The organism is Bacillus cereus (genome assembly GCF_015071065.1).
Taxonomy (GTDB): Bacteria; Bacillota; Bacilli; order Bacillales; family Bacillaceae_G; genus Bacillus_A; species Bacillus_A cereus_BA.
This window is the reverse complement of the sequence record NZ_VOVA01000080.1, coordinates 1-805: the sequence shown is the minus strand read 5'-3', so window position 1 is coordinate 805 and position 805 is coordinate 1. Positions and strand designations below refer to the sequence as shown.

Here is an 805-nt window from a genome sequence, read left to right as displayed (position 1 = left end):
GGGATTCTTATAGAACAACATATATCTATATTCATTAATAATTTATACATATAAAAAAGTATAGTTATGTTCACATACCAACTATAAAACAGATATTTATTAACTATCTCTAATCATTTGCTGGCTGAACCCCATCGCTATCAAGCTAATATTTTTAATTACCCCCATAACGAAAATTTTATGCATCGTTGACTATTGATAATGATAGGTTATGTTAATTAAAATTGTATGGGTGATATATCATAAGTATTTGTATTTCAAGTTATAAATTGTTATGATAAACTGGTTAATTTAGGGAAATAAAGGAGGAGGAACATGGATTTAATCAAAGAAGTGACTTTATTAAGATATCAATTTAGACTTATGCAAAGTATGATTCAGTCAGACGAATTCCCATTTTATAGATTCGTTATAGATTATGAATTTGAAGAAGAACAAGTAAATGCTTTAAGAAAAATTTTAATTGCATTTCATGATCGATTAACTAGAGAAGAAGTTTCGATTTTTGCCCAAAATGATCATTTATTTTCTAAATTTAAACTTCCTTTAGATATGCTATATAGCCCAGAAAGGCCTAATTTAGATGAGTTTAAACTATATATCACTAAGATTTTTTATCAAGAATTTGAATTGAAATACTTGTTATTAAGTTTAAAAAAACAATGTATTTTTGTGAATGTCTGTGATTATCTTTTAGAGCAATTACAAATTAGTAATAACGTTTGATTATGTAAATAAAAAGCCCCTTCAGATATTCTAAAGAGACTTTAATAGGATTCTAGATAGATTGACTACTGATAACGGA

General features: G+C 26.1%; 1 protein-coding gene. It reads left to right on the top strand.

The window, feature by feature from the left end:
* Positions 1 to 315 precede the first annotated feature (315 nt).
* Positions 316 to 726 carry a DUF1878 family protein gene (locus FT637_RS29550; protein ID WP_193649253.1) on the top strand — a complete coding sequence of 137 codons (411 nt, stop codon included), beginning with the start codon at positions 316 to 318 and terminating at the stop codon, positions 724 to 726.
* Positions 727 to 805 lie beyond the last annotated feature (79 nt).

Coding starts and splice junctions, on each gene's coding strand:
- FT637_RS29550 (WP_193649253.1), top strand. CDS start 316: ATGGATTTAATCAAAGAAGTGACTTTATTAAGATATCAATTTAGACTT.